A 23,530-nucleotide genomic window follows, 5' to 3' on the forward strand; every position below is an offset into this window, starting at 1 on the left:
GGCGCTGGGCGAGACGCTGCCGCTGGCGGCGCTGCCCGACTGGCTGGCCGGGCGCCCCTGGTCGGGGGCGCCCCATGCGGCGACGGCGCGCGGCTTCGAGCAGCTCGGCTGGAACGTCGACCTCGCACGCCGCGACGAAGGTTGGATCGAAGCCGCGCGCGCGGCGCCGCCGCCGGTGCAGGTGCGCGTGCGGCTGGAGACTCCAGGCTGAAACGCGCTTGGCGCGGCGCAAGCGCGGCACGCGGCGTCAGGTCTTAGAGTCGCGGCCCATGACCTTGAGATCGCTGCTCGACGTTCCGGCCCCGGCCAAGCTCAACCTGTTCCTGCACATCGTCGGCCGCCGCGCCGACGGCTACCACCTGCTGCAGTCGCCCTTCGTGCTGATCGACTGGGCCGACACGCTGCACTTCGAGCGCCGCGACGACGGCCGCATCGAGCGCCACGACCTCGGCGCCGCGCTGCCGCCGGAAGACCTGTGCCTGCGCGCCGCGCGCGCGCTGCAGGCCGCCAGCGGCACGGCGCTGGGGGTGGACATCTCGATCATGAAGACGCTGCCGGCCGGCGCCGGCATGGGCGGCGGCAGTTCGGACGCGGCGACGGTGCTGCTGGCGCTGAACCGGCTGTGGGCGCTGGACTGGCCGCGCGAGCGCCTGCTGGCGCTGGGCGCGACGCTGGGCGCCGACGTGCCCTTCTTCGTCGGCGGCCGCAATGCCTTCGTCGAAGGCATAGGCGAACAGCTGACGCCGCTGCAGCTGCCGCGCCAGTGGTACGCGGTCGTCAAGCCGCCGGCAGGCCTCGCCACGAAAGAAATCTTCAGCCACCCTCTTCTCAAACGGGATACTTCTGCTATAGTCTTGGGCTCGCTCGCAGATGACTTTGTTGTAACGAAGTTCAGTACGGGATACGGCAGCAACGACATGCAGCCCCCCGCGCAGGACCGGTGCAGCGACGTGGCGAAAGCCCTGCAATTCCTCGAGGCCCGCTTCGGCAACAGCCGGATGACGGGATCAGGCAGCGCAGTTTTTGCGAGAGCCGGCACAGGCGATCAACCCGTGGCGACATTTCAGCAAGCCGAGCTTGCCGAAGGTTGGGTGGGTCGGATGTGTCGCAGTCTGGAGCAGCATCCGCTTGTCGGCTGGGCTCGGGACTGAGACAGTTTCAAGGGGTCGGCGTCAGCCGGTTCCTGTGTAGGGGAGTCGCCAAGTTGGTCAAGGCATCGGATTTTGATTCCGACATGCGAGGGTTCGAGTCCTTCCTCCCCTGCCAAATTTCTCTCTGACGGCACCTTCGCCGTCAGCGCTCTGCGGAGATCCCCATCGTGCTGTTCAACACCGTGCTCTTCACCGGCAATGCGAATCCGGTGCTGGCACAGGAAATCGCCACCCATCTCAGCGTCGAACTGGGGCGGGCCTCGGTGGGACGTTTCTCCGACGGCGAGGTGACGGTCGAAATCAGGCAGAACGTGCGAGCGCGCGACGTCTTCGTCGTGCAGCCCACCTGCAGCCCGACCAACGAAAACCTGATGGAGCTGCTGATCATGGTCGATGCGTTGAAGCGCGCCAGCGCTCGCCGCATCACCGCCGTGATCCCGTACTTCGGCTACGCGCGCCAGGACCGCCGTCCGCGCAGCACCCGCGTGCCGATCAGCGCCAAGGTCGTCGCCAACCTGCTGGAAACCGTCGGCGTCGAGCGCCTGCTGACGATGGACCTGCACGCCGACCAGATCCAGGGTTTCTTCGACATCCCGGTCGACAACATCTACGCCAGCCCGGTGCTGCTGTCGGACCTGAAGAGCAAGGCCTACAAGGACCTGGTCGTGGTCTCGCCTGACGTCGGCGGCGTCGTGCGCGCCCGGGCGCTGGCCAAGCAGCTGGGCTGCGACCTGGCGATCATCGACAAGCGCCGCCCGGCGGCCAACGTCTCCGAGGTGATGCACATCATCGGCGAGATCGACGGCCGCAACTGCGTGATCATGGACGACATGATCGACACCGCCGGCACGCTGGTGAAGGCGGCCGAGGTGCTGAAGGAACGCGGCGCCAAGAGCGTCTACGCCTACTGCACGCACCCGGTGTTCTCGGGCCCGGCGGTCGAGCGCATCGCCAAGTCGCAGATCGACGAGGTCGTGATCACGAACACGATCCCGATGAGCGCCGAGGCCAAGGCCTGCCCCAAGATCCGCCAGCTGAGCGTCGCCTTCCTGTTCGCCGAAACCATCCGCCGCATCAGCGACGGCGAATCGGTGACCTCGCTCTTCGCCGAGCAGAACAGTAATTTCTGACGGGAAAGCGGGCTCGCTTCGCGAGCCCTTTCCTTTTTGGGGCCTGGTCGCGGGCCCTTTGTTGCAACTGTGGAGTCCACATGAAATTCACCGCTTTCGAGCGTAGCGTCCAGGGGACCGGAGCGAGCCGCCGCCTGCGCAACGCCGCCAAGGTGCCCGGCATCGTCTACGGTGCCGGCGAACCGAAGATGATCGAGCTCGATCACAACGCCCTGTTCTTCGCACTGAAGAAGGAAGCCTTCCACTCGTCCATCCTCGAGATGGAACTGGCGGGCCAGGTCGAGAAGGTCCTGCTGCGCGACTTCCAGATGCACGCCTGGAAGCCGATCGTCATGCACGTGGACTTCCAGCGCGTCGACGAAACGACGCGCCTGCGCAAGAAGGTGCCGCTGCACTTTGAAGGCGAAGAAAACTCGCCGGCGGTGAAGACCGACAAGTGCGTGATCAGCCACGTCGCCACCGAACTCGAAATCGAGTGCCTGGCTTCGCAGCTGCCCGAGTTCGTCACGATCGACCTGTCGGGCCTGGTGAAGAACCAGACCCTGCACGTCAGCAACCTGAAGCTGCCGGCCGGCATCAAGGCCGTGCGCCACGGCACGCTGAACCCGGCGATCGTCTCGGTCGCGCTGCCCAAGGTCGAGGAAGAAGTGATCGCCGCCCCGGTCGTCGCCGCTGCCGAAAAGGGCAAGGGCAAGGCCAAGAAGGACGAGAAGCAGAACAAGAAGTGATGTCGCGCCGGCTGGTGCCGGCGACACACACCGCTTCGGGCCCCACCTCGGTGGGGCCTCGTCGTTTTCGGGCCCCGGATAATCCGCCACACCATGATTCGTCTCTTCGTCGGCCTGGGCAACCCCGGCCCTGAATACGAGGCCACACGCCACAACGCCGGCTTCTGGTGGCTGGACGCGCTGGCCGACAAACTCGGCGCGCGCCTCGTGCCCGAACGCGGCTACCAGGCGCTGGCCGCACGCGTGAACCAGCCCGGCGGCCCGGTCTGGCTGCTCGAGCCGATGACCTATATGAACCGCTCGGGCTTCTCGGTCGCGACGCTGGCGCGTTTCTTCAAGATCGAGCCGAAGGAAATCCTCGTCGTGCACGACGAGCTCGACCTGCTGCCCGGCCAGGCCAAGCTGAAGTTCGGCGGCAGCGCCGCCGGCCACAACGGCCTGAAAGACATCCACAGCCAGCTCGGCACGCTGGACTTCTGGCGCCTGCGGCTCGGTGTCGGCCACCCCGGCAACAAGGCCGAGGTCGTCAATTGGGTGCTGAAAAAACCCTCACCCGACCACCGCGAGGCGATCGCCAAGGCGATCGAGCAGTCGCTGGCGGCGTCGGAGTTGCTGATCGCCGGCGAGATGGACCAGGCGCTGCAGAAGATCCACGCCCAGCCGCCGCGGCCCAAGCCGCCCAAGCCACCGCGCCCGGCTCCGCCGGACGCCACGCCCGCGCCCTGAACATGCGTGCCGCGCTCGCCCTCGCCCTTCTGGCGCTGGCCGGCGCGGCAGCGGCGCAGCCGATCTGGCGCTGCGGGCCCGACGGCCGCACGCTGCAGGACCACCCCTGCAGCGACGGCACGAAGCTGGCGGTCACCGACGACCGCCCCGACGCCGAGGAGACCGCCGCCGCACGCGAGGTCGCACGCCGCGAGGCGGCCCTGGCCGAGAGCCTGCGCGCCGAACGCCACGCGCGCGAACGCCAGGCCCAGGCGGCACCCGGCGCCTTCGTCGAGCCCAAGCCGGCGCTCGCCGAACCGGCGCGCCGCAAGGACAAGCCCGAGACGAAGAAGAAAAAGAAGAAGAGCGCTAAGAAGCAGCGCTAGCCGCGCCCGACTGCAGCGCGCGGTACTTCAGCGCCAGCTGCTCGCGGCTTTCGACGTGTTCCGGGTTCACCGGGATGCACTCGACCGGGCAGACCTGCACACACTGCGGCTCGTCGAAATGGCCGACACACTCGGTGCAGCGCCGCGGGTCGATGACGTAGTGCTCCTCGCCCATCGTGATCGCCTGGTTCGGGCACTCGGGCTCGCAGACATCGCAGTTGATGCACTCGTCGGTAATCCAGAGAGCCATGTCAGGCGGTGGGCTGGTTCACCCGGTCCTGTAGACGTTCAAGCACCGAAGGTGCCACGAACTTGGAGACATCGCCGCCAAGGGTGGCAATCTCGCGCACGAAGGTCGCGCTGACGAACTGGTACTGGTCCGAGGGCGTCATGAAGACGGTCTCGACGTCGGGCATCAGTTGCCGGTTCATGCCGGCCATCTGGAACTCGTATTCGAAGTCGCTGACGGCGCGCAGCCCGCGCACGATGACCTTGGCGCCGGCGGCGACGACGAAGTCGCGCAGCAGACCACGGAACGCGACAACCTCGACGTTGCCGTAGGGCGCGGCGATCTCGCGCGCGATCTCCAGGCGCTCGTCGATCGTGAACATCGTGCGCTTGTGGTGCCCGGCGGCGACGGCCAGGATCAGGCGATCGAACAGCCGCGAGCCGCGGCGCATCAGGTCTTCGTGACCCAGCGTCATCGGGTCGAAGGTGCCGGGATACACGGCGGTCAGCGGAGTGACGGTGGTCACGGCACGGTCCTCAGGACGAAACCGGGGCAGTGTAGCCGCGCCGGAACAGTTGGAAACACACCGCGCCGGCCTGCCCCTGACGGTGGGATTCGAGCCCAGGCGGCGGCTCGGCGATGGGCTCGCCGCTTTCGACGTAGACAAAACCACCGGGCACGACCAGCGCCGCCGCCAGCCGCGCCGCCGCCGGCGCCAGCGCCGCGTCGAACGGCGGGTCGAGCAACACCAGTTCCCAGGCTGCCGGCGGCGCCGACGCCATCCAGGCCATCGCGTCGCCGCGCCGCGCCTCCAGGCCACTCGCACCCAGGCGCTGGGCCGATGCGTTCAGCGAGGCGACGAGCCGCGCATCCTGCTCCAGCAGCAGCACCTGCCTGGCGCCGCGCGACGCGGCCTCGAAACCGAGCGCACCGCTGCCGGCGAACGCGTCCAACACGCGCCAGCCCGTCAGGTCCTGGCCCAGCCAGTTGAACAGCGTCTCGCGCACGCGGTCGGGCGTGGGCCGCAGCCCGGGGCGCTCGGCCACCGGCAGCTTGCTGCGTTTCCACTGGCCGCCGATCAGGCGCACCTCGTTCGGGCGCCCCCGGGACGTCGTCTTCACGGCCGCACCGGAATGCCGTCGCGCGCCATCAGCGCCTTGGCCTGGGCGACGGTGAATTCGCCGTAGTGGAAGATGCTGGCGGCCAGCACCGCGTCGGCGCCGCCCAGGCGTATGCCATCGGACAGGTGCTCCAGCGTGCCGACGCCACCGGAGGCGATCACCGGCACCGGCACCGCGTCGGCGACGGCGCGGGTCAGCTCCAGGTCGAAACCGCTCTTGGTGCCGTCGCGGTCCATGCTGGTCAGCAGGATCTCGCCGGCGCCGCAGTCCGTCATCTGCCGTGCCCAGGCCACCGCGTCCAGGCCGACGTTCTTGCGCCCGCCGTGGGTATAGACGTCCCAGCCCGGGCCGCGCGCGGCCAGGTCCTCGCCCTGGCGGCGCTTGGCGTCGATCGCGACGACGATGCACTGCGCGCCGTACTTCTCGGATGCGTCGCGGATGACCTGCGGGTTGGCGACCGCCGCCGAGTTGAAGCTGACCTTGTCGGCACCGGCGTTGAGCAGCCGGCGCACGTCCTCGACCGTGCGCACGCCGCCGCCCACCGTCAGCGGGATGAAGACCTGCGAGGCCACGGCTTCGATGATGTGCAGGATCAGGTCGCGGCCGTCGCTGGTGGCGGTGATGTCGAGGAAGGTGAGTTCGTCGGCGCCCTGGTCGTTGTAGCGCGCGGCGATCTCGACCGGATCGCCGGCGTCGCGCAGTTCGACGAAGTTGACGCCCTTGACGACCCGGCCGCCGGTGACGTCCAGGCAGGGGATGATGCGTTTGGCGAGCATGGAAACGCCCCGGTGGCGGGGCGGCAGAGTGAGGCTTAGGCGGCGCCGTTCAGCTCGTCGGCACGCGCCTGGGCGGCGGCGAAGTCGAGCGCGCCGGTGTAGATGCTGCGCCCGCAGATGACGCCTTCGACACCCTCGGGCTCGACGCCGCACAGGCGTTCGATGTCCGCCAGGTCCGACAGGCCGCCCGAGGCGATGACGGGAATCGACAGCGCCTGCGCCAGCTTGACGGTGGCCTCGATGTTGATGCCGGTGAGCATGCCGTCGCGGCCGATGTCGGTGTAGACGACGGCCTCGACGCCGTAGTCCTCGAACTTCTTCGCCAGGTCGACGACCTCGTGGCCGGTGAGCTTGCTCCAGCCGTCTGTCGCGACCTTGCCGTCCTTGGCGTCCAGGCCGACGATGATGTGGCCGCCGAAGGCCGTGCAGGCGTCCTTCAGGAAACCCGGGCTCTTGACCGCCGCGGTGCCGATGATCACGTAGCTGATGCCGTCGTCGAGCAGGCGCTCGATCGTGTCCAGGTCGCGGATGCCGCCACCCAGTTGCACCGGGATCTCGTCGCCGACTTCAGCCAGGATGGCCTTGACCGCGGCCTCGTTGATCGGGCGGCCGGCAAAAGCGCCGTTCAGGTCGACCAGGTGCAATCGGCGCGCGCCGGCATCGAGCCAGCGGCGCGCCATCGCGGCGGGGTCTTCGCCGAAGGTCGTCGACACATTCATGTCGCCTTGTTGCAGGCGGACGCACTTGCCGTCCTTCAGGTCGATGGCGGGGATCAGCAGCATGGCTCGTCGCGTTGGAGGTTCGGGATCAGGGTTTCCAGCTTAGGAAATTCCGGTAGAGGCTGAGCCCGTGCGCGGCGCTTTTCTCGGGATGGAACTGCGTCGCAAAAATGTTATCCCGCGCGATGGCACAGGTAAAGCGTGTGCCGTAGTCGGTTTCGCCCGCGATGTGCGCGCCATCCGCCGGTGCGGCGAAGTAGCTGTGGACGAAATAGAACCAGGCGCCGTCGGGCACGCCGGCCCAGAGCGCATGCGGACGCTGGCGCACCTGGTTCCAGCCCATCTGCGGCACCTTGTAGCGGCTGCCGTCCTCCTGCAGCTGCCCGTCGAGGCGGAAACGCTTCACCTCGCCGGGGATCAGGTCCAGCCCGGGCGTGTCCTGCTCCTCGCTGTGCGTCAGCAACATCTGCATGCCCACGCACACGCCCATCAGCGGCTTGTTCGCGGCGGCGTCCAGCACCGCCTCGAGCAGGCCGGAGTCGCGCAGCTCGCGCATGCAGTCGCGGATCGCGCCCTGCCCCGGCAGCACGATGCGCTCGGCGGCGAAGACCTGCTCCGGCCGCGAGGTGACGACGACCTCGTGCCCGGTACCCGCGGCGACGTGCATCACCGCCTGCGACACCGAGCGCAGGTTGCCCATGCCGTAGTCGACGACGGCAACCGTGCTCATAACGCACCCTCCGGCCTGACGGCCGATCCCGCCAGGCGGGAGTGAGCGCCGGACAAGTCCTGCGCGCTCACAGACAGCCCTTCGTCGACGGCACGATGCCGGCCGCACGCGGGTCGGCCGCGAGCGCCATGCGCAGCGCGCGACCGAAGGCCTTGAACACCGTCTCGCACTGGTGGTGGGCGTTGATGCCCTTCAGGTTGTCGACGTGCAGCGTGACCAGCGCGTGGTTCACGAAGCCCTGGAAGAACTCGTAGACGAGCTGGGTGTCGAGCGCGCCGATCGCACCGGCGGTGAACTTGACGTCAAAGGCCAGCCCGGGGCGGCCGGAGAAATCGACGACGACCCGCGACAGCGCCTCGTCCAGCGGCACGTAGCTGTGGCCGTAGCGCGTGATGCCACGTTTGTCGCCGACGGCCTGGGCGACGGCCTGGCCCAGCGTGATGCCGATGTCCTCGACGCTGTGGTGGCCGTCGATGTGCAGATCGCCCTCGCACTCGACTTCGAGGTCGATCATGCCGTGGCGCGCCACCTGGTCGAGCATGTGGTCGAGAAAACCGATGCCGGTGGCGAGCTTGGCGTCGCCGCGGCCGTCGAGGTCGATGCGCACGCGGATGCGCGTCTCGCGGGTGTCGCGCCGGACTTCGGCGCTGCGGGCGGGGGTCGGGGTGTCCATGGCGTCGTCTTTCACAGGCTCGCGCGCAAGGCGTCGATCAGGCGCCCGGTCTCCTCGGGCGTGCCGACGGTCAGGCGCAGGCAGTTGGCCAGCAGCGGGTGCAGCGCGGAGACATTCTTCACCAGCACGCCCTGCGCCTTGACGGCGGCAAAGGCGGCGGCGGCGTCGGGCACACGCGCGAGGATCATGTTCGCCTCGCTGGGCCAGGGGTGCACGCCGGGCATCGCCAGCAGCGCGTCGTACAGGCGCTGGCGCTGGACACGGATCTCGGCCGCCTGACGCGCGTATTCGTCGGCATGCTCCAGTGCGAACAGCGCGGCTTCGGCGTTGAGCACGCTGACGTTGAACGGCGGGCGCAGCTTGTCGATCTCGCCGATCAGCGCGCTGCGGCCCATCAGGTAGCCGATGCGCACGCCGGCCAGGCCGAACTTGCTCATCGTGCGCATCACCAGCACGTGCGGGTTGGCCGCCAGCCGCGCCATCGAGTCGCGCGCGGCAAACGGCTGGTAGGCCTCGTCCATCACGACCAGGCCGCCGGCCTCGGCCATCGCCGCGATCAGGCGCTCGATGACGGCGTCGTCCCAGAGGTTGCCGCTGGGGTTGTTCGGGTACGAGAGATACAGCAGCGAAGGCCGGTGTTCGGCGATCGCCGCCGTCATCGCCGCTTCGTCGAGCTCGAAGTCGGCCGTCAGCGGTACGCCGACGAAACGCACGCCCTGCAGCGCCGCCGACAGCCCGTACATCACGAAGCTCGGCAGCGGCGACATGAAGACCGCGCCCGGCACGGCGCAGGCCATGCTCAGCATCGTGATGATCTCGTCGGAGCCGTTGCCCAGCGTCAGCGCGCAGCCTTCGGGCAGACCGGCGAAAGCCGCCAGCGCCGCCTTCAGGTCCTCGGTACGTTCGGCCGGGTACCGGTTGATCGCGACGCGGCCCAGGCGCTCGCCCAGCGCCTGCTGCAGCGCCTCGGGCAGCCGGTACGGGTTCTCCATCGTGTCCAGCTTGACGAAGCCGGCCGAGGGCTGCACCGCGTAGGCGTGCAGCCCCTGGATGTCCTGGCGGACGACGCGGGCCATCAACTGCGGGAGATCGGGCTTCATCGGGAGCTTTCGGGCCTGGGGACGGGAGACGGAATGCCGCGTTGAGCTCAGGCCGGGCTCAACGCGGCTTCAGGCGCAGTTCGGCAGCCCGGGCGTGCGCCTGCAGGCCTTCGCCGTAGGCCAGCTCGGCGGCGATCGGGCCCAGCACCTGGGCGCCGGCTTCGCTCACCTCGATCAGGCTGCTGCGTTTCTGGAAATCGTAGACGCCCAGCGGCGACGAAAAACGGGCGGTGCCCGAGGTCGGCAGCACGTGGTTCGGGCCGGCGCAGTAGTCGCCCAGGCTCTCGCTGGTGAAGGCGCCGAGGAAAATCGCGCCGGCGTGGCGCAGCAGCGGCTCCCAGCGGCCGGGTTCGGCCGAACTCACTTCCAGGTGCTCGGGCGCGACGCGGTTGGCGATCTCGCAGGCTTCTTCCATCGAACGCGTGTGGATCAGCGCACCGCGGCCTTCGAGCGAGGCGCGGATGGTCGCTTGCCGCGGCATCGTCGGCAGCAGGCGGTCGATCGCAGCCTGCACCGCGGCGATGTAGCCGGCGTCGGGGCTGAGCAGGATGCTCTGCGCCAGTTCATCGTGTTCGGCCTGGCTGAAGAGGTCCATTGCCACCCAGTCGGCGGGCGTCGTGCCGTCGGCCAGCACCAGGATCTCGCTCGGGCCGGCGATCATGTCGATGCCGACCTGGCCGAAGACGCGGCGCTTGGCGCTGGCGACGTAGGCGTTGCCCGGGCCGGTGATCTTGTCGACACGCGGCACGGTGGCCGTGCCGTAGGCCAGCGCCGCCACCGCCTGGGCGCCGCCGATCGTGAACACGCGGTGCGCGCCGGCGACCGAAGCCGCTGCCAGCACCAGCGGATTGCGCTCGCCGCCGGGCGTGGGCACGACCATCACGATCTCGCCGACTCCCGCCACCTGGGCCGGAATCGCGTTCATCAGCACGCTCGACGGATAGGCCGCCTTGCCGCCGGGCACGTAGATGCCGACACGGTCCAGCGGCGTGACCTTCTGGCCCAGCAGCGTGCCGTCGGCGTCGCGGTAGCTCCAGCTCTGGCCGCAGGCCTGCAGCTGGCGCTGGTGGTAGTCGCGAACCCGCTCGGCGGCGGCTTCGAGCGCCGAGCGCTGCGCCGGCGTGATCGAGTCCAGCGCGGCATGCAGCTCGTCGGCGCCGATCTCCAGCGCCGCGACCGAGTCGGCCTGCAGGCGGTCGAAACGTGCCGTGTACTCCAGCACCGCGGCGTCGCCGCGCTGGCGCACGTCGTCGAGGATGCCGGCGACGCGGCCCTCGATCTCGGCGTCGGTCTCGGCCGACCAGTGCAGCACACGCTCGAAACCGGCTTCGAAACCGGCGTCGGCGGTGGACAGGCGGGTGACGGCTACGGGATTCATTGGGGCACCCTCCGGCCTGCGGCCGTTCCAGCCAAGCGGGAATGAGCCCCGAACAAGTTCTGAGGGCTCATGAGCGGGCCTCCACCGCCTGTTCGAAGGCGTCGATCAGCGCCCGCAGCGGCGCGCGCTTCAGCTTCAGCGCCGCCGGGTTGACGACCAGGCGCGACGAGATGTCCATCACCTTCTCGACCTCGACGAGGTTGTTGGCCTTGAGCGTGCTGCCGGTGGACACCAGGTCGACGATGGCGTCGGCCAGGCCGGTCAGCGGCGCCAGTTCCATCGAGCCGTAGAGCTTGATCAGGTCGACGTGCACGCCCTTGGCGGCGAAGTGCTGGCGCGCGATCTGCGTGTACTTGGTGGCGACGCGGATGCGCGATCCCTGGCGTACCGCGTGGCCGTAGTCGAAGTCGGCGCGTGTGGCGACGCTCATGCGGCAGCGCGCGATGCGCAGGTCCAGCGGCCGGTACAGGCCGTCGCCGTGCTCGAGCAGCACGTCCAGGCCGGCGACACCCAGGTCGGCGCCGCCGTGCTGCACGTAGGTCGGCACGTCGCTGGCGCGCACCAGCACCACACGCACGTCGGGCCGGGTGGTGCCGATGATCAGCTTGCGGCTCTTCTCCGGGTCCTCCAGCACCTCGATGCCGGCGGCCTTCAAGAGCGGCAGCGAGTCCTCGAAGATGCGGCCCTTGGACAGTGCGAGCGTGATCATCGGACGCGCTCAATGTCGGCGCCCAGCGCGCGCAGCTTGGCTTCCATGCAGTCGTAGCCGCGGTCCAGGTGGTAGATGCGCTCGACGGTGGTGGCGCCGTCGGCCACCAGCCCGGCGATCACCAGGCTGGCCGAGGCGCGCAGGTCGGTCGCCATCACGGTGGCGCCGGACAGGCGCGGCGCGCCCTGGATCATCGCGGTGTGGCCGTCGACCTGGATCTGCGCTCCCAGGCGCACCAGTTCGTTGACGTGCATGAAGCGGTTCTCGAAGATCGTCTCCGAGACCTTGGCGGCGCCGTCGGCGATGCAGTTCACGGCCATGAACTGGGCCTGCATGTCGGTCGGGAAGGCCGGGTACTCGCTGGTGCGAAAGCTCACCGCCTTCGGCCGCGCATCGGCACGCACGCGGATCCAGTCCTCGCCGGCCTCGACCGTGACGCCGGCTTCGCGCAGCTTGGCGATGACGGCGTCGAGATGGCGCGCGCGCGCGTCGCGCAGCACGACCTCGCCGCCGGCGGCGGCCACCGCGCACAGGAAGGTGCCGGCTTCGATGCGGTCAGGCACGATGCGGTGCGGCACGGCCGGCGCGTGCAGGCGCTCGACGCCCTGGATGCGGATGCGGCCCGTGCCGTGGCCTTCGATCTTCGCGCCCATCGCGATCAGCAGTTCGGCCAGGTCGGTGACCTCGGGCTCCTGGGCGGCGTTCTCCAGCACCGTCTCGCCTTCGGCCAGCGCCGCGGCCATCAGCAGGTTCTCGGTGCCGGTGACGGTGATCATGTCCGTCGTGATGCGCGCGCCGCGCAGCCGCCCGGCGCTGGCGACGATGTTGCCGTGTTCGACCGCTATCGTTGCGCCCATCGCGCGCAGGCCCTTGATGTGCTGGTCGACCGGGCGCGAGCCGATCGCGCAGCCACCGGGCAGCGACACCGTCGCGCGGCCGAAACGCGCCAGCAGCGGGCCGAGCACGAGGATGGACGCGCGCATCGTCTTCACCAGCTCGTAAGGCGCGACCGGGTCGATGGCACCGCCGGCGGCCAGGCAGACGCGGGCGGGCTGGTCTTCAGCGCGCTCGACCTGCACGCCGATGCGGCGCAGCAGCGCCAGCATCGTCGCCACGTCCTGCAGCCGGGGCACGTTGTCCAGCGTCAGCGGCTCGGCGCAGAGCAGCGCGGCGCAGAGTTCGGGCAGCGCGGCGTTCTTGGCGCCGGAAATCGACACCTCGCCTTGGAGGCGGCGGCCGCCGCGGATCAGGAGTTTGTCCATGCTGGTGCTCTTGGCACGCAGGCGCAGACGGGCGGCACGCGACGCGCGGCCACCCGCGGCGCACCGCAGGTGCCGTGTCAGGGGTGGTGGGTGGTGGCGCCTTCGGCCGAGTACTCGGCGGGCGTGAGCGTCTTCATCGACAGCGCGTGGATCTGCTCGCGCATTCTATCGCCCAGGGCGGCGTAGACCCGCTGGTGGCGGCGCACGCGGTTCAGGCCCTCGAAGGCCGAGGAGACGATGGTCGCGAAGAAGTGGCGGCCGTCGCCTTCGACCACGAGGTGTTCGCAGGGCAGCCCGGCCTGGATGTAGCCGCGGACCTCGGCGACGCTGGGCTCGGCCATCAGGCGAGGTCCGTCTGGCGTTCGATGACGCGCGAGACGATGCCGTAGGTGACGGCTTCGTCGGCGCTCATCCAGTAGTCGCGTTCCATGTCGATCATCACCTTCTCGAGCTTCTGGCCGGTCTCGGTGGCGACGACGCGGGCGATGCGCTCGCGCGTCTTGATGATTTCCTTGGCCTGGATCGCGATGTCGGTGGCGCGGCCACCGGCGCCGCCCGCGGGCTGGTGGATCATGAAACGCGTGTTCGGCAGGCAGACCCGGCGTTCCTTGGGCGCGGCCAGGAAGATGTGGGTGCCGGCGCTGGCGACCCAGCCGCTGCCGATGGTCGTGACCGGGGCGCGCACGAAACGGATCATGTCGTGGATCGCGTCACCGCTCTCGACGTGGCCGCCCGGGCTGCTGATCAGCATGTTGATCGGCGCGTCCGAGTCCTGCGACAGCGCGATCAGGCGCTCGCAGGTGATGCGCGCGAGCTTGTCGTCGATCTCGCCGAAGACGAGGACGAAACGCGACTTGAACGAGAGCTGCTCCTGCAGGCCGCCGGCGGGCTTGGCGTCCTTGTCGGCGGGCTTGGCTTCGCTGGCGGCGTGGAAGTGCGTCATGCGGGTGACTCGTTCGCGGGTGTGGGGCCCGATTATCTCAGGCTGCAGCCGGCGGGGTCAGGAGCGCAGCTTGTAGCCCGACGCCAGCAGCTTCAAGGCGACCGCCGAGACGACGACGAAGCTGCTGCCGACCACCGCCAGGCTGAGCCAGGGCGAGACGTCGCTGGCGCCGAAGAAGCCGCGGCGGAAACCGTCGATCATGTAGAAGAACGGGTTCAGGTGGCTGGCGGCCTGCCAGACGCCGGGCAGCGACTTCACCGAGTAGAAGACCCCGGACAGGAAGGTCATCGGCATGACGATGAAGTTCTGGAACGCGGCGAGCTGGTCGAACTTCTCCGCCCACAGCCCGGCGATCAGCCCGAGCGCGCCCAGCATGCCGGCGCCCAGCGCGGCGAAGACCAGCACCCACCACGGCTCGGCCAGGTGCAGCGGCGCGAACCACACCGTCACCGCCAGCACGCCCCCGCCGACGACGAGGCCGCGCACCGCCGACGCGCCGACGTAGGCGACGAACCAGGCCCGGTGCGACAGCGGCGACAGCAGCAGGAAGACGAGGTTGCCGGTGATCTTGCTCTGGATCAGCGACGAGCTGCTGTTCGCGAACGCGTTCTGCAGCACGCTCATCATCACCAGCCCCGGCACCAGGAAGCTGGTGTAGCCGACGCCGGGGAAGACTTCGACGTGGTCTTCCAGCACGTGGCCGAAGATCAGCAGGTACAGCACCGCCGTCAGCACCGGCGCGGCCACGGTCTGGAAAGCCACCTTCCAGAAGCGCAGCACCTCCTTGCGGAACAGCGTGCCGGCGCCGGCGAGGTCGATCGCGGCCATCAGCCCTGCTCCCCCATGATGCCGAGGAAGACGTCCTCGAGGTCGGCACGGCCGATCTCCAGGTCCTCGACGGCCACACCGGCTTCGCGCAGCGCGGCCAGGTCGCGTTCGACCTCGGCGGCGTCGTGCGCCTTCAGCTGCACGATGCGGCCGGTGACGCGGGCACGCGCGGCCAGCGCCGGCGGCAGCGCGCCGTCGGTCTTGAAACGCAGCATCGTGCTCGCCATGCCCGACAGCAGCGCCGAGGTGCGGTCGAGCGCGACGACGCGGCCGTGCTTCAACATCGCGATGCGGCCGCACAGCGCCTCGGCCTCTTCCAGGTAGTGCGTCGTCAGCAGCACGGTGTGGCCTTCGCGGTTCAGGCGCGCGATGAAATGCCACAGCGTCTGGCGCAGCTCGACGTCGACGCCGGCGGTGGGCTCGTCGAGCACGATGACCGGCGGCCGGTGCACCAGCGCCTGGGCGACGAGCACGCGCCGCTTCATGCCGCCGGAGAGCTGGCGCATGTTGGCGCCGCCCTTGTCGGCCAGGCCCAGGTTGGCGAGCAGCTCGTCGATCCAGTCGTCGTTGTGCTTCAGGCCGAAGTAGCCGCTCTGGATGCGCAGCGTCTCGCGCACGCTGAAGAAGGGGTCGAAGACCAGCTCCTGCGGCACGATGCCGAGCGCGCGGCGCGCGGCGGCATAGTCGGCGAGCACGTCGTGGCCCATCACCTGCACCGAGCCGCCGCTGGCACGCGCCAGCCCGGCGAGGATGGAGATCAGCGTCGTCTTGCCGGCGCCGTTGGGGCCCAGCAGGCCGAAGAACTCGCCCGGTTCGATGTCGAAGCTGACGCCGTCGAGTGCCTGGACGGTGCCGCGGGGCGTGCGAAAGGTCTTGGTGACGTGGTCGAAACGGACAGCAGGCATCTGCGCGGATTGTAGGCAGCGCGCTCCACGAGCGCCGGTGCACAATGGCCCGCACCATGCCGACGCCCAAGAAGCCGCGGCGCACCGCCGAACGCATCCTCGAGGTGACGCTGGACCTCTTCAACCGGTTCGGCGAGCCCAACGTCAGCACGACGCTGATCTCGGCCGAGCTCGGCATCAGCCCGGGCAATCTGTACTACCACTACCCGGCCAAGGACGAGCTGATCAACGCGCTGTTCGACCGTTACGAACGCGCGCTGGACGAACTGCTGCGGGCCGCCGACGGCGTCGCCAACGTCGAGGACGCGTGGCTGTTCCTGCACATGCTCTTCGAGCTGATCTGGCAGTACCGCTTCCTCTACCGCGACCTGAACGACCTGCTGAGCAAGAACCGCCGGCTGGAGACGCACTTCCAGTTCGTGCTGAAGAACAAGGGCCGCGCGGTGCGCGAGCTGCTCGCCGGCCTGACACGCGGCGGCGCGGTCCGGCTGGCCGACGAAGAAGCCGAGCCGGTGGCCACGGCGATGGTCGTCGTGCTGACCTACTGGCTGAGCTACGAGTACGTGCGCGACCCGCGGCGTGCGCTTGAACCCGAAGGCGCCGGTGCCGCGCTGGCGCGTGGCGCCTGGCATGCGATGAGCCTGCTGCTGCCCTATCTGGACGCCGAGTCGCGCGCGCACCTGAACGCGCTCGCCGCGCCCTACCGCGCCTGATGGCGCGCTGGGTGCGTTTCCCCTGGCCCGACCCGGGCTACGTCTACGAGCCGGCGGCGCTGCGCCGGCGCTGGAAGCGGCTGCACGCGGGTGACGCAGAGCCGCTGCCGCGCGACCCGGCGCTGCTGGCGGCCTGGGCACACTTCCACGCTGGCGAATACCGCGCCGCCTACGACGCCGCGCTGGCGCTGGGCCCGGCCGGCGTCTCGCTGGCGAACAAGGCCCAGGCGCTGCAGTCGACCTATCTCGAACGCACCGAACGCACGCGGCTGGCGATGGTCGACGAGGTCGCGCGCCGTGCGCTCGCGCAGCAGAAGGCCGAACCCGCCAACCCGGCCGGCTGGTTCTGGCACGCCTACGCGCTGGGCCGTCGCGCCGAGACGCTGGACCTGCTGAAGCTCGTCGCCGAGCGCCTGGCGCCGCAGGTGCGGCAGTCCCTCGAGCGCACGCTGGCGCTGGCGCCCCAGCACCCCGAGGCACACCTGGCGCTGGCGACCTTCCACACCGAAGCGATCGCGCGTGTCGGCCGGCTGCTGGCGATGACCGAAGGCGCCGACGCCGCCAAGGGCCTGGCGCACTACCGCCAGGCGCTGGCGCTGAACCCGACGAGCGCGATCGTGAAGGTCGAGGTCGCCCGCGGGCTGCTGATCCTCGAAGGCGAGGCGGCGCGGCCCGAGGCCCGGCGGCTGCTGCAGGAAGCCGCGCGCCACGTCCCGGCCGACGCCACCGAGCGGTTGGAAGTCGAGGCGGCGAAGCTGGCGCTGAAGGACGTTTAAGCGGCCGCGCCGTCCTCGCCTGGCCAGGGCAGCATCATCGTCAGCCACAGCAGCTTCTCGAACTCGGGCTCGAAACGCTCGACGATGGCCTGCGGGTCGGGGCACAGCGCGGTGTCGGCGATCAGGCCGAACTGCACGCCTCCGCCGTAGCTGAGCACGCTGACGCCCAGGCCGACGTCGCCCGAGGCCGGCACCCAGAACATGGTCTGGCGCAGCGTCGAGCCGCAGAACTTCAGCGGCTCGCGCGGGCCGGGCACGTTGGTCATCACCGCGGTGGTCTTGCGCGCGAAGAGGTTGAGCACCGCGTCCTGCACCGGCTTGACGAGGAACCCCGCCATCGCCAGCACCGCGAACGCCAGCAGCGGCTGGTAGCTGCCCTTCAACTCCGCCATGCGCTGGCGCACCGCGTAGACACGCTCGATCGGGTTCTCGATGCCGATCGGCAGCACCAGCGGCGCCAGCCCGAAGCGGTTGCCCAGCTGCCAGGCCTTCTCCGTCGAGCGCAGGTTCACCGGCACCATCGCCCGGATCTCCTTGCCCGCCGGGTCCTCGCCGAGTTCGTGCAGGTAGCGGCCGATCGCGCCGGCGGCGCAGGCCAGCAGCACGTCGTTGATCGAGCAGCCCAGCGCCTTGCCGACGGCCTTGACGGTGTCCAGCGGCAGCGGCTCGTTCCAGGCGACGGCCTTCAGGCCGCCGGGTTTGCCTTTCAGCGCCGTTGGCGAGTCGTCGGCCATCAGCGCCAGCGACGCGGCGTCGTGCAGCACCTGCCAGCCGTGGCGCGCGACCGCCAGCGAACCGAGGAAACGTGTCTGCGGGTGCGCCAGCATCTCCATCGAACGTGCGACGCCGTTGCCGTACATGCCGATGGCCTTGACCGTCAGGTCCGTGATCGGGCGCAGCACGGCGTCGGCCAGCCAGTCGTGTTCGTGCGCGTGGGCCTGATGCGGGTGCGGCGGCGGTTCGGTGCCGCCGTCGGTGATCGACAGCATCACCGAGATCAGCGCGATGCCGTCGGCGATGCAGTGGTGCAGGCGCACGACGATGGCCGAGCCACCTTCGTAACGCTCGATCAGGTGGAACTGCCACAGCGGGCGTTCGGGGTCCAGCGGTGTCGCCGCCAGTTCGGCGCAGAAGGCCTTCAGCGCGGCACGTTCGTCCTGGCCGCGGTGGCGCGGCAGTTTCGTCGCGACGACGTGGTGCTCAAGGTCGAAGTGTTCGTCCTCGACCCAGGAGGCGCCCAGCAGGTCGGGCACCGCGCGCTGGCGGAAGCGCCCGTAGCGCAGGAAACGCTCCTCGACCCGAAGGCGCAAGGCCTGCAGCGTGATCGCCGGCTCCAGCAGCCAGACACCGACGATCATCATCAGGTTGACGTCGTTGTCCATGCGCAGCCACGCGGTGTCGACACGCGACATGCGCTCGGCGTCAAGACTCATGTGCTCCTCCGCTTTTTCGGGCCACGATGGCCGCTAACATCGGCAGCGTCAAGCCCGGATCACGGGTCAACAGGAGACAGGTTCGATGCCGCAACTCAAGGCTGCGTTCGAAAAGGCGGTCGCCGAAAGCAAGTCGCTTCCGGAGAAACCCGACAACGCCACGCTGTTGAAGATCTATTCGCTCTACAAGCAGGCCACGGCAGGCGACGTCGAAGGCGACCGGCCCGGCTTCACCGACTTCGTCGGCCGCGCCAAGTACGACGCCTGGGCCGGGCTGAAAGGCAAGTCCGCGGCCGAGGCGATGCAGGAATACATAGCCCTGATCGAAGACCTGAAGTAGCCGCCTCAGGCGCGGCTGGCGCCGCCCGCGTGGCGCGCCAGCTGCTTGTCGAGGTTGTCGCGGATTTCGCGTTCGATCGTCTTGCTGAAGGCGCCGAGCAGAAAGCCCAGTTTGGCGTCGAGATCGAAATGATCGGCGGCAACGACCAAGCGGCCGTTGACGCCGCTGCGGCGGAATTCGACCGTGTCGCTGCTCTCGCCCGGCAGCAGCGTGCATTGCATGTCGAACTGGGTCCGGCATTGTTCGGCCCAGTCGGCCGCGACTTCGCGTGCGGCTTGCAGGCCCAGATCGTGTTCGCGTCGGATGCGGATATCGCTCACTCGTCAACTCCTGTGGCCGCGGCCGCCGCCAGCGCGGCGCGCCGTTCGGCCTTGGGCAGCGCGGCCAGCCGCGCCACCTCGGCATAAAACCTCGTGAAATCGGCGCCGCTGCGTTCGAACAGCTGCTCGAACGCCGGCACCCACTCGTCGTATGCGGCCTGGACACCCAGCGCCGCGTTGTTCGTATTGTCGAACCAGGCGTCGTAGCCCGCATAACCACCCCAGGCCTGCTGCTTCAGCGCCGCGTGGCGTGCACGCAGCGCGGCCATCAGCTCGGCCTTGCGCCGGCGTTTGGCGGCGTCGTCGGCGTCGCTCGTGTACAGCGCGCGCAAGTCCTCGCGCGTCTTGCGCACCAGGGCGCGGAACTCGCGCCGGCGCCGGTCCAAGGCCTCGTAATCGGCACGCGCGGCGACGTCGGCGTGCTGCGCCAGCCAGCGCTGGCCGCCCAGGCGCTCGACGGCGGTGGCGAAGGACTCGTTGAAGGCGGTGTCGTCCGCGGCGTAGACGACCTGGTGCGCGAGTTCGTGGAACAGCAGCCGCGCCAGTTCGCCTTCGGGCCAGCCGATGAAGGTCGACAGCAGCGGGTCGCCGCCCAGCCACTCGCTCCAGCCCAGCGACGAATACGCCGGCACGCCGTAGACGAAAACCTCCAGCCCCTGCGCACGCAGCTCGGCAGCCAGCGCGTCGGCGCCGTCGCGGCTGAAGTAGCCGCGGTAGCCGACACAGCCCATCAGTGGCCAGCACCAGGTCTGCAGCTTGAGCGACAGCTCGGGCGCGGCGACCACGTTCCAGACCACGGCCTTGCGCCCGATGTCGGCATAACGTTTGTAGCTGCGGTTGTCGGGCAGCTTCAGCTCGCTGACGGCATAGGCGCGCAGGCGCTGCGCCAGCTCCAGCCGGGTGCGCAGCGCTGCGGGTGTCGCCGGGTCGGCGATCCAGTCCTCGACCGGGCGCGCCTGGCGCAGCAGCTCGATGTGGCCGCCTATGGCCTGCCCTACATAGGACACGGTGCTGCAGCCGCCGAGCAGCGCCAGCGCGGCGAGCACCGCGGCCACGCGGCACCAGCGCATCAGGCGGCCGCCACCTCGACCAGGCAGTCGTAGAAGCTGGGCGCGCGGCCGATGTCGGTGAGCCGCTGGTGCGTCAGCTCGTTGACGTTGGTGCCGTCGCGGCCCAGCTTGCGCCACCAGACGCCCAGGCCGACGACGACACCCGGCCGCGCACGCGTGCTGACCGCCGCCGCGCAGCGGTACTCGCCGCGGTCGTTGAAGACGCGCAGCTCGGCGCCGTCGGTGATGCCGCGCGCGGCGGCGTCCTCGGGGTGGATCTCGAGCAGCGGCTCGCCTTCGACCGCACGCAGGCTCTTGACGTTGACGAAGGTCGAGTTGAGGAAGTGGCGCGCCGGCGGCGAGATCATCGCCAGCGGGTAGCGCCCGGCGAGCTCGGGCGTCGCTTCGGCGCACTCGTAGTTGGGCACGTGGTCGGGCACGCCCAGCCCGGGCGCGTCGACGATGGCCTTGCCCGAGGGCGTCGGGAAACCGTGGGCGAACGGCGCTTCGGCGACGTCGAGCTTGGCCCAGCCGCGCCGCTCCAGCGAATCGAGGTCGACCCGGTCGGCGCGGAAGGCGCGCCGCGCCAGCGTCTCGTCGTCGTCGGCAAAACACGGGTCGTCGAAGCCCATGCGTGCGGCCAGCGCGCGGAAGATCGCGGCATTGGAGCGCGCCTGGCCCAGCGGTTCGATCGCCGGTTTGTTCAGCAGCGCGTAGGTGTGGCCGTAGGCGGTGTGCGCGTCCCAGTGTTCGAGCTGGGTCGTCGCCGGCAGCACGTAATCGGCGTGGTCGGCGGTGTCGGTCAGGAAGTGTTCGAGCACGACGGTGAACAGGTCCTCGCGTGCAAAACCGGCGGCGACCTTGCGGCTCTCGGGCGCCACCGCCACCGGGTTGCTGTTGTAGACGACCACCGCCTCGATGCGCGGCCCGAAGGCCGGCGAGGCCTCGCGCAGCAGGTCGTCGCCGATGGTGCTCATGTTGATCGTGCGCGGCTGGCGCCCGGCCAGCAGGTCCGGGCGCTGCAGCCAGGCGTCGTCGCGCCGGCCGGCGAACCAGCCCGAGGCCGACAGCAGCAGGCCGCCGGAGCGATGCCGCCAGGCGCCGGTCAGGCAGGGCAGCAAGGCGATCAGCCGCACCGCATTGCCGCCGCCACGCACACGCTGCATGCCGTAGTTCAGCCGGATCGCCGCCGGCTTGGTCGTGCCGTAGTCGCGCGCCAGGCTGCGGATCTGCTCGACCGTCAGGCCGCAGACGGCCGCGGCGCGCTCCGGCGGCCACTGCAGCGCACGGTCGCGCAGCGCCGGCCAGCCGTCGACGTAGCGCTCCAGGTAGTCCGGGTCCAGCCAGTCATGGGCGATGAGTTCGTGCATCAGCGCCAGCGCCAGCGCGCCGTCGCTGCCGGGGCGCAGCGCCAGGTGTTCATGGCACTTCTCGGCGGTCTCGGTGCGGCGCGGGTCTATGCAGATCAGCTTGGCGCCCTGGCGCTTGGCGGCCTGGGCGATGGTCCAGAAGTGCAGGTTCGACGTGATCGAGTTGCTGCCCCAGATCAGGATCAGCCGGCTCTCGGCGAAATGCTCGACGTGCATGCCGGCCTTGATGCCGTAGGTGGCCAGCAGCGCTTCGCTGCCGGCCGAGGCGCAGATCGTGCGGTCCAGGCGCGAGGCGCCGAGCCGGTTGAAGAAACGCGCCGCCATGCTCTCGCCCTGCACCAGGCCCATGGTGCCGGCGTAGCTGTAGGGCAGGATGGCCTCGGGCTCGCGTGCGGCGATGGTCTTCAGCCGCGTGGCGATGTCCTCCAGCGCCTCGTCCCAGCTGACCGGAACGAACTCGCCGCGGCCCTTGGCGCCGATGCGCTTCAACGGTGTCAGCACCCGTTCGGCGTGATAGCTGCGCTCGGGGTAGCGGCTGACCTTGGTGCAGAGCGCGCCGTTCGTCGTCGGGTGCTCGGGGTCGCCCTGAACACGCACCGCGCGGCCGTTCTCGACCGTGACCAGCATCGCGCAGGTGTCGGGGCAGTCGTGCGGGCAGACGGCGTGCACGACGCGGGTGGAGGCGGCGGTGTTCATCGGCAGGCTGGCGTTGGGCAGGGCGAGATGGTGCCACGCCACCACAGCCCGCACGGCGACGCGGCCAAGTCCCCGGCCGCGGGATGCCGGTCAGGAAGCGGGCTAGCATCCCAGACTTTGAGCCGTCCGTCGCCCGCCCGATGAAGCTGATCGAATCCATCCTCGCCGACGCCGCCGGCATTGCCGCGCTGCGCCGCGACCTGCACGCGCACCCCGAGCTGTGTTTCGAGGAAGAGCGCACCAGCGAGCTGATCGCCCAGACGCTGGAAGGCTGGGGCATCCCGGTGCACCGCGGCCTGGGCAAGACGGGCGTCGTCGGCATCGTCAAGAACGGCAGCTCGGCACGCGCCGTCGGCCTGCGCGCCGACATCGACGCACTGCCGATCACCGAGAAGAACACGTTCGCCCACGCCAGCCGCCACGCCGGCCGCATGCACGCCTGCGGCCACGACGGCCACACGGCGATGCTGCTGGCGGCGGCCAAACATCTGGCGACGAACCGGAACTTCGACGGCACGGTCTACCTCGTGTTCCAGCCGGCCGAAGAAGGCGGCGGCGGCGCGCGCGAGATGATCCGCGACGGCCTGTTCGAACGTTTCCCGATGGAAGCGATCTTCGGCGCGCACAACTGGCCCGGTCTCGAAGCCGGCCAGTTCGCGGTCAAGACCGGCCCGGTCTTCGCCAGCAGCAACGAGTTCAAGGTGACGATACGCGGCAAGGGCGCGCACGCCGCGATGCCGCACAACGGCATCGACCCGGTGCTGGTGGCCTGCCAGCTGGTCAGCGCCTGGCAAGGCATCGTCACGCGCAACAAGCGCCCGATCGACACCGCGGTGATCTCGACGACGATGATCCACGCCGGCGAAGCGACCAACGTGATCCCCGACAGCGTCGAGCTGCAGGGCACGGTGCGCACCTTCACGACCGAGGTGCTGGACCTGGTGGAACGCCGCATGCAGCAGGTCGCCGAGGCCAGCTGCGCCGCCTACGACGCTGCTTGCGAGTTCGAGTTCCACCGCAACTACCCGCCGACGATCAACCACCCGGCCGAGACCGAGTTCGTGCGCCGCACGCTGGCCGAGGTGGTTGGCGCGGAGAACGTGCTCGAGTTCGAGCCGACGATGGGCGCCGAGGACTTCAGCTTCTACCTGCTGGACAAACCCGGCTGCTACTTCGTCATCGGCAACGGCGACGGCACGCACCGCGAAGCCGGCCACGGCCTGGGCCCGTGCATGCTGCACAACCCCAGCTACGACTTCAACGACGAGCTGATCCCCATCGGCGCCTCGGCCTGGGTGCGGCTGGCCGAGGCCTGGTTGGCACCGCGCTGACGCACCGGCGGCGGATGTCCTGAAACGTC

Annotated in this window: 28 protein-coding genes, 1 tRNA gene and 1 pseudogene; 11 read left to right on the top strand and 19 right to left on the bottom strand. The window is 69.7% G+C overall.

Annotated elements, in window-relative coordinates; genetic code table 11:
• From CKO43_RS17135 to CKO43_RS17165, 7 genes and pseudogenes are all read left to right on the top strand, one after another.
• A pseudogene (locus CKO43_RS17135) lies at positions 1 to 211 on the top strand (outer membrane lipoprotein LolB); the annotation flags it as partial.
• Positions 212 to 269: 58 nt separating this feature from the next.
• Complete coding sequence (ispE, locus tag CKO43_RS17140; RefSeq protein ID WP_200379360.1) at positions 270 to 1,151, top strand: 4-(cytidine 5'-diphospho)-2-C-methyl-D-erythritol kinase; 882 nt, start codon at positions 270 to 272, stop codon at positions 1,149 to 1,151.
• A gap of 38 nt (positions 1,152 to 1,189) precedes the next feature.
• Positions 1,190 to 1,266, top strand: a tRNA-Gln gene (locus tag CKO43_RS17145).
• 52 nt (positions 1,267 to 1,318) lie between these two features.
• Positions 1,319 to 2,281, top strand: coding sequence for a ribose-phosphate pyrophosphokinase (locus CKO43_RS17150; protein ID WP_346014472.1), 963 nt, complete (start codon positions 1,319 to 1,321; stop codon positions 2,279 to 2,281).
• A gap of 80 nt (positions 2,282 to 2,361) precedes the next feature.
• Positions 2,362 to 3,009: a 50S ribosomal protein L25/general stress protein Ctc gene (locus CKO43_RS17155; RefSeq protein WP_200230968.1), complete on the top strand. Its 648-nt coding sequence runs from the start codon at positions 2,362 to 2,364 to the stop codon at positions 3,007 to 3,009.
• 93 nt (positions 3,010 to 3,102) lie between these two features.
• Positions 3,103 to 3,735, top strand: a complete 633-nt coding sequence (pth, locus tag CKO43_RS17160; protein ID WP_200230969.1) for an aminoacyl-tRNA hydrolase — start codon at positions 3,103 to 3,105, stop codon at positions 3,733 to 3,735.
• 2 nt (positions 3,736 to 3,737) lie between these two features.
• Positions 3,738 to 4,100, top strand: a complete 363-nt coding sequence (locus CKO43_RS17165) for a DUF4124 domain-containing protein (RefSeq protein WP_200379357.1) — start codon at positions 3,738 to 3,740, stop codon at positions 4,098 to 4,100.
• Here CKO43_RS17165 and CKO43_RS17170 read toward each other — a convergent pair.
• The 15 genes from CKO43_RS17170 to CKO43_RS17240 form a co-directional block, all read right to left on the bottom strand.
• Entirely contained in the window at positions 4,084 to 4,350 is a 267-nt protein-coding gene (locus tag CKO43_RS17170) for a YfhL family 4Fe-4S dicluster ferredoxin (protein WP_200230971.1), read from the bottom strand. The two genes, CKO43_RS17165 and CKO43_RS17170, sit on opposite strands and share 17 nt — an antisense overlap.
• A 1-nt stretch (position 4,351) precedes the next feature.
• Entirely contained in the window at positions 4,352 to 4,855 is a 504-nt protein-coding gene (coaD, locus tag CKO43_RS17175; RefSeq protein WP_200230972.1) for a pantetheine-phosphate adenylyltransferase, read from the bottom strand.
• A gap of 10 nt (positions 4,856 to 4,865) precedes the next feature.
• Positions 4,866 to 5,450 carry a 16S rRNA (guanine(966)-N(2))-methyltransferase RsmD gene (rsmD, locus tag CKO43_RS17180; RefSeq protein WP_200230973.1) on the bottom strand — a complete coding sequence of 195 codons (585 nt, stop codon included), beginning with the start codon at positions 5,448 to 5,450 and terminating at the stop codon, positions 4,866 to 4,868.
• Positions 5,447 to 6,226 (bottom strand): imidazole glycerol phosphate synthase subunit HisF, encoded by a 780-nt coding sequence (gene hisF, locus CKO43_RS17185; protein ID WP_200230974.1) that lies wholly within the window; start codon positions 6,224 to 6,226, stop codon positions 5,447 to 5,449. Before hisF ends, rsmD begins: the two co-directional genes overlap by 4 nt.
• A gap of 35 nt (positions 6,227 to 6,261) precedes the next feature.
• Complete coding sequence (gene hisA / locus CKO43_RS17190; RefSeq protein WP_200230976.1) at positions 6,262 to 7,008, bottom strand: 1-(5-phosphoribosyl)-5-[(5-phosphoribosylamino)methylideneamino]imidazole-4-carboxamide isomerase; 747 nt, start codon at positions 7,006 to 7,008, stop codon at positions 6,262 to 6,264.
• Positions 7,009 to 7,033: 25 nt separating this feature from the next.
• Positions 7,034 to 7,675, bottom strand: a complete 642-nt coding sequence (gene hisH, locus CKO43_RS17195) for an imidazole glycerol phosphate synthase subunit HisH (protein WP_200230978.1) — start codon at positions 7,673 to 7,675, stop codon at positions 7,034 to 7,036.
• A gap of 67 nt (positions 7,676 to 7,742) precedes the next feature.
• Positions 7,743 to 8,348 (bottom strand): imidazoleglycerol-phosphate dehydratase HisB, encoded by a 606-nt coding sequence (hisB, locus tag CKO43_RS17200; RefSeq protein ID WP_200230981.1) that lies wholly within the window; start codon positions 8,346 to 8,348, stop codon positions 7,743 to 7,745.
• 11 nt (positions 8,349 to 8,359) lie between these two features.
• Positions 8,360 to 9,448 (bottom strand): histidinol-phosphate transaminase, encoded by a 1,089-nt coding sequence (gene hisC, locus CKO43_RS17205; RefSeq protein WP_200230982.1) that lies wholly within the window; start codon positions 9,446 to 9,448, stop codon positions 8,360 to 8,362.
• A 58-nt stretch (positions 9,449 to 9,506) separates the two neighbouring features.
• Positions 9,507 to 10,826 carry a histidinol dehydrogenase gene (hisD, locus tag CKO43_RS17210; RefSeq protein ID WP_200230983.1) on the bottom strand — a complete coding sequence of 440 codons (1,320 nt, stop codon included), beginning with the start codon at positions 10,824 to 10,826 and terminating at the stop codon, positions 9,507 to 9,509.
• Between the two features lie 67 nt (positions 10,827 to 10,893).
• The gene (gene hisG / locus CKO43_RS17215; RefSeq protein WP_200230984.1) at positions 10,894 to 11,535 is read right to left on the bottom strand and encodes an ATP phosphoribosyltransferase; all 642 of its coding nucleotides are present in this window, start codon (positions 11,533 to 11,535) and stop codon (positions 10,894 to 10,896) included.
• Positions 11,532 to 12,797: a UDP-N-acetylglucosamine 1-carboxyvinyltransferase gene (gene murA, locus CKO43_RS17220; protein WP_200230985.1), complete on the bottom strand. Its 1,266-nt coding sequence runs from the start codon at positions 12,795 to 12,797 to the stop codon at positions 11,532 to 11,534. The genes hisG and murA overlap by 4 nt, the downstream gene beginning before the upstream one ends.
• A 77-nt stretch (positions 12,798 to 12,874) precedes the next feature.
• Positions 12,875 to 13,138, bottom strand: a complete 264-nt coding sequence (locus CKO43_RS17225; RefSeq protein WP_200230986.1) for a BolA family protein — start codon at positions 13,136 to 13,138, stop codon at positions 12,875 to 12,877.
• Positions 13,138 to 13,740, bottom strand: coding sequence for an ATP-dependent Clp protease proteolytic subunit (locus CKO43_RS17230; protein WP_200230987.1), 603 nt, complete (start codon positions 13,738 to 13,740; stop codon positions 13,138 to 13,140). The genes CKO43_RS17225 and CKO43_RS17230 overlap by 1 nt, the downstream gene beginning before the upstream one ends.
• Positions 13,741 to 13,797: 57 nt before the next feature.
• Positions 13,798 to 14,568 (bottom strand): ABC transporter permease, encoded by a 771-nt coding sequence (locus tag CKO43_RS17235; RefSeq protein ID WP_200230989.1) that lies wholly within the window; start codon positions 14,566 to 14,568, stop codon positions 13,798 to 13,800.
• Positions 14,568 to 15,473, bottom strand: coding sequence for an ABC transporter ATP-binding protein (locus CKO43_RS17240; protein ID WP_200230990.1), 906 nt, complete (start codon positions 15,471 to 15,473; stop codon positions 14,568 to 14,570). The genes CKO43_RS17235 and CKO43_RS17240 overlap by 1 nt, the downstream gene beginning before the upstream one ends.
• A gap of 56 nt (positions 15,474 to 15,529) precedes the next feature.
• On the opposite strand from CKO43_RS17240, the gene CKO43_RS17245 reads away from it, so the two are divergent.
• Together CKO43_RS17245 and CKO43_RS17250 are read left to right on the top strand one after the other, a co-directional pair.
• Complete coding sequence (locus tag CKO43_RS17245; RefSeq protein ID WP_200230992.1) at positions 15,530 to 16,186, top strand: TetR/AcrR family transcriptional regulator; 657 nt, start codon at positions 15,530 to 15,532, stop codon at positions 16,184 to 16,186.
• Positions 16,186 to 16,962 (top strand): tetratricopeptide repeat protein, encoded by a 777-nt coding sequence (locus tag CKO43_RS17250; RefSeq protein WP_200230994.1) that lies wholly within the window; start codon positions 16,186 to 16,188, stop codon positions 16,960 to 16,962. The genes CKO43_RS17245 and CKO43_RS17250 overlap by 1 nt, the downstream gene beginning before the upstream one ends.
• Here the strand turns inward: CKO43_RS17250 and CKO43_RS17255 are convergent.
• The gene (locus CKO43_RS17255) at positions 16,959 to 18,395 is read right to left on the bottom strand and encodes a wax ester/triacylglycerol synthase family O-acyltransferase (protein ID WP_200230996.1); all 1,437 of its coding nucleotides are present in this window, start codon (positions 18,393 to 18,395) and stop codon (positions 16,959 to 16,961) included. The genes CKO43_RS17250 and CKO43_RS17255 overlap by 4 nt on opposite strands.
• Before the next feature lie 85 nt (positions 18,396 to 18,480).
• On the opposite strand from CKO43_RS17255, the gene CKO43_RS17260 reads away from it, so the two are divergent.
• Positions 18,481 to 18,735 carry an acyl-CoA-binding protein gene (locus CKO43_RS17260; RefSeq protein WP_200230998.1) on the top strand — a complete coding sequence of 85 codons (255 nt, stop codon included), beginning with the start codon at positions 18,481 to 18,483 and terminating at the stop codon, positions 18,733 to 18,735.
• 5 nt (positions 18,736 to 18,740) lie between these two features.
• Here the strand turns inward: CKO43_RS17260 and CKO43_RS17265 are convergent, their stop codons facing one another.
• The 3 genes from CKO43_RS17265 to CKO43_RS17275 are packed head-to-tail and all read right to left on the bottom strand — an operon-like array spanning position 18,741 to position 22,170.
• On the bottom strand, positions 18,741 to 19,055 hold the full coding sequence (locus tag CKO43_RS17265) for a polyhydroxyalkanoic acid system family protein (protein WP_200230999.1): 315 nt from the start codon (positions 19,053 to 19,055) through the stop codon (positions 18,741 to 18,743).
• Positions 19,052 to 20,125 (bottom strand): aminopeptidase, encoded by a 1,074-nt coding sequence (locus tag CKO43_RS17270; protein WP_200379358.1) that lies wholly within the window; start codon positions 20,123 to 20,125, stop codon positions 19,052 to 19,054. Before CKO43_RS17270 ends, CKO43_RS17265 begins: the two co-directional genes overlap by 4 nt.
• Positions 20,125 to 22,170 (bottom strand): molybdopterin-containing oxidoreductase family protein, encoded by a 2,046-nt coding sequence (locus CKO43_RS17275; protein WP_200231002.1) that lies wholly within the window; start codon positions 22,168 to 22,170, stop codon positions 20,125 to 20,127. The genes CKO43_RS17270 and CKO43_RS17275 overlap by 1 nt, the downstream gene beginning before the upstream one ends.
• Before the next feature lie 140 nt (positions 22,171 to 22,310).
• Between CKO43_RS17275 and CKO43_RS17280 the strand changes: the two genes are divergently transcribed.
• Positions 22,311 to 23,501 (top strand): M20 aminoacylase family protein, encoded by a 1,191-nt coding sequence (locus CKO43_RS17280; protein WP_200231003.1) that lies wholly within the window; start codon positions 22,311 to 22,313, stop codon positions 23,499 to 23,501.
• Positions 23,502 to 23,530 lie beyond the last annotated feature (29 nt).

This window comes from Rubrivivax gelatinosus (assembly GCF_016583785.1).
GTDB classification, from domain to species: domain Bacteria; phylum Pseudomonadota; class Gammaproteobacteria; order Burkholderiales; family Burkholderiaceae_C; genus Rubrivivax; species Rubrivivax gelatinosus_B.

Bases quoted from the DNA above. Each gene is read 5' to 3' on its own strand.
- ispE (WP_200379360.1), top strand. From the start codon at position 270: ATGACCTTGAGATCGCTGCTCGACGTTCCGGCCCCGGCCAAGCTCAAC.
- CKO43_RS17155 (WP_200230968.1), top strand. From the start codon at position 2,362: ATGAAATTCACCGCTTTCGAGCGTAGCGTCCAGGGGACCGGAGCGAGC.
- pth (WP_200230969.1), top strand. From the start codon at position 3,103: ATGATTCGTCTCTTCGTCGGCCTGGGCAACCCCGGCCCTGAATACGAG.
- CKO43_RS17165 (WP_200379357.1), top strand. From the start codon at position 3,738: ATGCGTGCCGCGCTCGCCCTCGCCCTTCTGGCGCTGGCCGGCGCGGCA.
- CKO43_RS17170 (WP_200230971.1), bottom strand. From the start codon at position 4,350: ATGGCTCTCTGGATTACCGACGAGTGCATCAACTGCGATGTCTGCGAG.
- hisF (WP_200230974.1), bottom strand. From the start codon at position 6,226: ATGCTCGCCAAACGCATCATCCCCTGCCTGGACGTCACCGGCGGCCGG.
- hisA (WP_200230976.1), bottom strand. From the start codon at position 7,008: ATGCTGCTGATCCCCGCCATCGACCTGAAGGACGGCAAGTGCGTCCGC.
- hisH (WP_200230978.1), bottom strand. From the start codon at position 7,675: ATGAGCACGGTTGCCGTCGTCGACTACGGCATGGGCAACCTGCGCTCG.
- hisB (WP_200230981.1), bottom strand. From the start codon at position 8,348: ATGGACACCCCGACCCCCGCCCGCAGCGCCGAAGTCCGGCGCGACACC.
- hisC (WP_200230982.1), bottom strand. From the start codon at position 9,448: ATGAAGCCCGATCTCCCGCAGTTGATGGCCCGCGTCGTCCGCCAGGAC.
- hisD (WP_200230983.1), bottom strand. From the start codon at position 10,826: ATGAATCCCGTAGCCGTCACCCGCCTGTCCACCGCCGACGCCGGTTTC.
- hisG (WP_200230984.1), bottom strand. From the start codon at position 11,535: ATGATCACGCTCGCACTGTCCAAGGGCCGCATCTTCGAGGACTCGCTG.
- murA (WP_200230985.1), bottom strand. From the start codon at position 12,797: ATGGACAAACTCCTGATCCGCGGCGGCCGCCGCCTCCAAGGCGAGGTG.
- CKO43_RS17225 (WP_200230986.1), bottom strand. From the start codon at position 13,138: ATGGCCGAGCCCAGCGTCGCCGAGGTCCGCGGCTACATCCAGGCCGGG.
- CKO43_RS17230 (WP_200230987.1), bottom strand. From the start codon at position 13,740: ATGACGCACTTCCACGCCGCCAGCGAAGCCAAGCCCGCCGACAAGGAC.
- CKO43_RS17235 (WP_200230989.1), bottom strand. From the start codon at position 14,568: ATGGCCGCGATCGACCTCGCCGGCGCCGGCACGCTGTTCCGCAAGGAG.
- CKO43_RS17240 (WP_200230990.1), bottom strand. From the start codon at position 15,473: ATGCCTGCTGTCCGTTTCGACCACGTCACCAAGACCTTTCGCACGCCC.
- CKO43_RS17245 (WP_200230992.1), top strand. From the start codon at position 15,530: ATGCCGACGCCCAAGAAGCCGCGGCGCACCGCCGAACGCATCCTCGAG.
- CKO43_RS17250 (WP_200230994.1), top strand. From the start codon at position 16,186: ATGGCGCGCTGGGTGCGTTTCCCCTGGCCCGACCCGGGCTACGTCTAC.
- CKO43_RS17255 (WP_200230996.1), bottom strand. From the start codon at position 18,395: ATGAGTCTTGACGCCGAGCGCATGTCGCGTGTCGACACCGCGTGGCTG.
- CKO43_RS17260 (WP_200230998.1), top strand. From the start codon at position 18,481: ATGCCGCAACTCAAGGCTGCGTTCGAAAAGGCGGTCGCCGAAAGCAAG.
- CKO43_RS17270 (WP_200379358.1), bottom strand. From the start codon at position 20,125: ATGCGCTGGTGCCGCGTGGCCGCGGTGCTCGCCGCGCTGGCGCTGCTC.
- CKO43_RS17275 (WP_200231002.1), bottom strand. From the start codon at position 22,170: ATGAACACCGCCGCCTCCACCCGCGTCGTGCACGCCGTCTGCCCGCAC.
- CKO43_RS17280 (WP_200231003.1), top strand. From the start codon at position 22,311: ATGAAGCTGATCGAATCCATCCTCGCCGACGCCGCCGGCATTGCCGCG.